Consider the following 5,407-nt stretch of genomic DNA (forward strand, 5'->3'; position numbering starts at 1 on the left):
CAAACGTCCACTTTGTGGACAAAAGTGCGCCGCCCTTAATGAAAGTTAGCCAATCAGCCTGCGTCTTTGGCTTGGCTTCTTGGACTTTCATAGTGAATTACACGCACTAAAAAATTTCTCAGAGGAGGTGTGAGAATGCTTGATGAAAGGAAGCGGCGCGTTCTGCGGGCGGTGGTCGATGACTACATCTCGTCGGCGGAGCCTGTCGGTTCGCGCACGGTGGCGCGGCGGCATGATCTCGGCGTCAGTCCGGCGACGATTCGCAATGAGATGGCGGATCTTGAGGATATGGGCTACTTGGAGCATTTGCACACGTCCTCGGGGCGAATCCCTTCATCGAAGGGGTATCGCCTCTATGTGGACGATCTGCTCTCGCCCACACCGATTGACGCGCGTGAGAGGGCGCTGATCGATCAATGGTATCGAAAGCGCGTGAAGCGCATCGAGAGCGTCTTTCAGGAAACGGCGAAGATCATTTCGCGTGTGACGAAGAATCTCGCGCTCGTACTTGCGCCGCAGCTTGCCGAGGCTTCTTTTCGCACGCTGCAGTTTCTGCCGCTCGGTGAAGGGCGCGTCATCGCCGTCTTGATGACGGACGCAGGCTTCGTGGAGAACCGCGTCGTCAAGATGCCGAAGGGTGCGCGGTTCCAAGATTTCCAGCGCATGGCGGAAGTCATCAACCGATGTCTGTCGGGCGAGAAGCTTTCTTCCATCGGTGCAGCCGCCTTGAAGCGTATACGCGCCGAGGTCATGGATGAGTCGCTTTATCAGGCAGCGTTGGAGCTGATCTACGAAGCGCTCGACGAGGAGCGAAAGGAGCAAAGGCTCTATCTCGGCGGCACGACCGAGATGCTTGCGCAGCCGGAATTTCGCGATGTGGCGCGTGTACGCTCGATTCTCTCGATGCTCGAAGAGGAAGATTTCGTCAAAGGGGTCTTGCAGAAGAAGGCGCGGGAAGGGCTTGTCGTCACGATCGGCCGCGAGAACGAGTACAGCGGCATCGAGGATTGCAGCATCATTCGCGCGACGTACCACTTGGACGGCGAGTGCCTGGGCACGATCGCCGTTTTAGGGCCGACGCGCATGGAGTACGGCAAGGCGATGGCGCTCTTGGGTTATCTGAACCGCCATATCGCTGCGCTCGTGCAGCCTTTCCGCTGGTAGCGGCATAGCATGAAATACGAGGTGAAGGGAATGCCATCATTCATGAAGGATGAGTTGAAGAAGAAGGACGAGGAAAAGCTCGAAGAGATGAAGCGCGAGATCGACGAGGCAGAGTTGGCGGGAGAAGCAGCGGACGATACTGGCGAGGAGACTGCCGAAGGGAGCCATGAGGGTACCGAAGAGGCAGAAAATGGCGCGGACGATCCGGCGAAGCGTGCGGAAAAGCTCGAAGCCGATCTGGCAGAAAAGGACGCACAAATGCTGCGCCTGCGCGCGGACTTCGACAATTTCCGCCGCCGTTCGGCGAAGGAGCGCGAAGAGCTTGCCGCCGTCGTCACGCAGGGCATCCTCACGGATATGCTGCCGCTCCTCGATAACTTCGAGCGTGCGCTTTTAGCCGAAGGTTCTGACCTCGACAGCTTCCGCGCAGGCGTCTCCATGATCTACAAGCAGATGACAGAAGCGCTCGCGAAGAACGGCTTGGAGGTCATTGATACAGAGGGCAAGAAGTTCGATCCGAACTTCCATCAGGCGGTCATGCGCGTGCAGGATCCCGAGAAGGAGGACGATACGATCGAGCAGGAACTGCAAAAAGGCTACATGGTAAAGGGGCGCGTCATACGTCCGAGCATGGTGCAGGTCGTCTCAAACTAAGGCAAATAGAGGAAACTCTTTTTATAGATATGAACATTTAGGAGGAATTCATCATGGCAAAAGCAATCGGCATCGATTTGGGTACTACGAACTCTGTCGTCTCCGTCATGGAGGGCGGCAAGCCTGTCGTCATCACGAATCCGGAGGGCAGCCGCCTGACGCCGTCCGTCGTCGGCTTCACGAAGACGGGCGAGCGTCTCGTCGGTCAGCTCGCCAAGCGGCAGGCTGTATCGAACCCCGACCGCACGATCGCATCGATCAAGCGTCACATGGGTGAAAAAGACTACAAGGTTTCCATTGACGGCAAGGATTACACGCCGCCGGAGATCTCGGCGATGGTTCTGCAGAAGCTCAAGGCGGATGCGGAAGCCTACCTCGGCGAGACGGTGACGCAGGCGGTCATCACGGTGCCGGCGTACTTCAACGACAGCCAGCGCCAGGCGACGAAGGACGCGGGCAAGATCGCAGGTCTCGACGTCCTGCGCATCGTCAACGAGCCGACGGCGGCTTCGCTGGCGTACGGCGTCGACAAGGGCGGCGAGCATACGGTTCTCGTCTTTGACTTGGGCGGCGGTACGTTCGACGTCTCGATCCTCGAACTCAGCGAGGGCATGGTCGAGGTCAAGGCGACGAGCGGCGACACGCACTTGGGCGGCGACGACTTTGACCACGCCGTCATGAACTGGATGGTCGAGGAGTTCAAGAAGGAGAACGGCATCGACCTCTCCGCTGACAAGATGAGCGCACAGCGCCTGCTGGAAGCGGCGGAAAAGGCGAAGATCGAGCTTTCGAGCATGATGGAGACGCCGATCAATCTGCCGTTCATCACGGCGGACGCCACGGGGCCGAAGCATCTTGACCTGAAGCTCACACGCGCCAAGTTTGATGAGCTTACGCATGATCTCGTCGAGCGCACGATGGGTCCGACGCGTCAGGCGATGTCGGATGCGGGTCTTTCGGCATCGGACATCGACAAGGTTCTTCTCGTCGGCGGTTCGTCGCGCATCCCTGCCGTGCAGGAAGCTATCAAGGGCTACTTCGGCAAGGAGCCGGATCGCAGCGTGAATCCGGACGAGTGCGTTTCCATCGGCGCGGCGATTCAGGCGGGCATCATCGTCGGCGAGGTCAAGGACATGCTGCTCCTCGACGTCACGCCGCTCTCTCTGGGCATTGAGACCTTGGGCGGCGTTTCGACGAAGCTCATCGAGCGCAATACGACGATTCCTGTCCGGAAGAGCCAGGTCTTCTCGACGGCGGCGGACAACCAGCCGTCGGTTGACATCCACGTTCTGCAGGGCGAGCGCGAGATGGCTGCGGGCAACAAGACGCTCGGACGCTTCGAGCTCTCCGACATCCCGCCGGCGCCGCGCGGCGTTCCCCGCATCGAAGTCGCCTTCGACATCGACGCGAACGGCATCGTGCACGTCTCCGCGAAGGATCTCGGCACGGGCAAGGAGCAGAAGATCACGATCCAGTCCGACAGCGGCATGAGCAAGGACGACATCGACCGCATGGTCAAGGAAGCGCAGGCGCATGAGGCGGAGGACAAGAAGCAGAAGGAGACCGTAGAGGTCAGAAACCGCGCCGATTCGGCTGTCTATCAGGCGGAGAAGGCGATCAAGGATCTCGGCGACAAGGTCGACAAGGCGAAGGCAGACGAAGTGCAGGCGGCAGCCGACAAGGTCAAGGAAGCGCTGAAGGGCACGGACACGGACGCCATCAAGAAGGCGACGGAAGAGCTGGAAAAGCCGCTCTACGAGATGAGCGCGGCGGCGTACCAGCAGGCGGGCGGTCCCGAGGCCGCAGCAGGCGCGGGTGCAGCTCCCGGTGCAGGTGCGGCGGACGCAGGTGCGAAGAGCGAGGACGACAATGTCGTCGACGCCGAGTACACGGAAGTCAAGGACGACAAGAAATAAGCGTAAGAAGTGACGGAGAGTGTGGAGCGTGGAGTTCATGCTCCGCACTCTTTTGACGATAAAGGACAGGCGCACTGGGCGCTGTGAGGTGTTTATTGTGAGCGAGAAACGCGATTACTATGAGGTGCTCGGCCTCTCGAAAGGCGCTTCGGATGCGGACATCAAGAAGGCGTTCAAGAAGATGGCGCGCAAGTACCATCCCGATTTGAACCGCGACAATCCGAAGGAAGCCGCCGAGAAGTTCAAGGAGGTCAACGAGGCCTATCAAGTCCTCTCCGATCCGCAGAAGAAATCGACGTACGATCAGTTTGGCCACGCGGCGTTTGACGGTGCGGGCGGCGGAGCGGGAGGCGCAGGGGGCTTCGGCGGTTTCGGCGGGGGCTTCGGCGGCTTTGGCGGCGGCATGGGCGGTTTCGGCATGGACGACATCATGGACGCCTTCTTCGGCGGCGGCGGTCGCCGTCGCGGGCCGAAAGGTCCTGAGCCGGGCAACGACCTGCGCTATGACTTGGAGATTACCTTCGAAGAAGCGGCGTTCGGCAAGGATGTCGAGTTGACGGTTCCGCGCACGGAGAACTGTGACGCATGTCACGGCACGGGCGCTGCCGAGGGCACGAAGCCCGAGACGTGTCCCGACTGCCACGGCACGGGTCAGGTGCAGAAGGCGCAGCGCACGCCGCTCGGCAACTTCATGACCTCGCGTCCGTGCAGCCGCTGCGGCGGTACGGGGCAGGTCGTCAAGAATCCGTGCAAGAAGTGCGGCGGCACGGGTCACACGCGCGTCAGCCGAAAGATCGAGGTCAAGATCCCTGCGGGCATCGACGAAGGGCAGCGTGTGCGCATCTCGGGCGGCGGCGAAGCGGGGCAGCGCGGCGGCCCGAACGGCGATCTCTACGTCTATATCTATGTGAAGCATCACAAGCTGTTCAAGCGAAGCGGCGCGGACGTCATCAGCGAGGTGCCGATCTCCTTCGTGCAGGCGGCGCTCGGCGATACGATCGAAGTGCCGACCATTGACGGCAAGGCGGAACTCAAGATTCCCGCGGGCATCCAGTCGGGCACGGTGCTGAGGATGCGCGGCAAGGGCATCCCTCATCTAAGGGGCACGGGGCGCGGCGATCAGCATGTGCGCGTCAAGGTCTTGACGCCGCAGAAGCTTACGAGCAAGCAGAAGGACGCCTTGAAGGCATTCGGCGATCTCTGCGGCGAAAGTGTCAACCCCGAGCAGAAGACGTTCAAGGATACGCTGAAGAGTTTCTTTAAGTAAAACCGTGAGTTTAAGACGCTTGGCGCAGAATGAAGTGCGCTTTTGCAGAAACAATGGTGATCGAGGGAGTCGCTTCGGCGGCTCCTTTTTTGCGTTCTTTGCGTGCGGATGAAGAAAAAATTTCGTATGTTGTAAAGACAGGGATATTTTCCTTTGCATGGTTGACGCAGCGCCGTCTCTGTAGTAATCTACTGAGGAATAAGAGGAAGAGGAAACAGCAGGATGTTGGGGGTGCAGGCTTGATTCGCGTGGAAAATCTCGTAAAGGAGTTCTGTCATACGGATGCGGCGGGAAAAGCAGCGGTAAAGCGCGCGGTGGACGGTCTTTCGTTCGCCGTTGCACACGGAGAGATCTTCGGTCTTTTGGGGCCGAACGGCGCGGGCAAGACGACGACGATTCGTATGCT

The 5,407-nt window shown here is 59.7% G+C and carries 5 protein-coding genes; all 5 read left to right on the forward strand.

The genetic code is table 11. The features are described from left to right. The first annotated feature begins 135 nt into the window (after nt 1–135). Nucleotides 136–1,164, forward strand: a complete 1,029-nt coding sequence (gene hrcA, locus ACTTKG_RS08820) for a heat-inducible transcriptional repressor HrcA (RefSeq protein WP_442673845.1) — start codon at nt 136–138, stop codon at nt 1,162–1,164. A 30-nt stretch (nt 1,165–1,194) separates the two neighbouring features. Then, entirely contained in the window at nt 1,195–1,818 is a 624-nt protein-coding gene (grpE, locus tag ACTTKG_RS08825) for a nucleotide exchange factor GrpE (RefSeq protein ID WP_442673846.1), read from the forward strand. Between the two features lie 53 nt (nt 1,819–1,871). Continuing rightward, nucleotides 1,872–3,734, forward strand: a complete 1,863-nt coding sequence (gene dnaK / locus ACTTKG_RS08830; protein ID WP_442673847.1) for a molecular chaperone DnaK — start codon at nt 1,872–1,874, stop codon at nt 3,732–3,734. A gap of 97 nt (nt 3,735–3,831) precedes the next feature. Then, the gene (dnaJ, locus tag ACTTKG_RS08835) at nt 3,832–5,001 is read left to right on the forward strand and encodes a molecular chaperone DnaJ (RefSeq protein ID WP_442673848.1); all 1,170 of its coding nucleotides are present in this window, start codon (nt 3,832–3,834) and stop codon (nt 4,999–5,001) included. Nucleotides 5,002–5,240: 239 nt separating this feature from the next. Beyond that, a partial coding sequence (locus tag ACTTKG_RS08840; RefSeq protein WP_442673849.1) for an ATP-binding cassette domain-containing protein occupies nt 5,241–5,407 on the forward strand: 167 nt, incomplete at its 3' end.

The organism is Selenomonas sp., from assembly GCF_052169755.1.
Classification (GTDB): Bacteria; Bacillota; Negativicutes; order Selenomonadales; family Selenomonadaceae; genus Selenomonas.

Coding starts and splice junctions, on each gene's coding strand:
- dnaK (WP_442673847.1), top strand. CDS start 1,872: ATGGCAAAAGCAATCGGCATCGATTTGGGTACTACGAACTCTGTCGTC.
- hrcA (WP_442673845.1), top strand. CDS start 136: ATGCTTGATGAAAGGAAGCGGCGCGTTCTGCGGGCGGTGGTCGATGAC.
- grpE (WP_442673846.1), top strand. CDS start 1,195: ATGCCATCATTCATGAAGGATGAGTTGAAGAAGAAGGACGAGGAAAAG.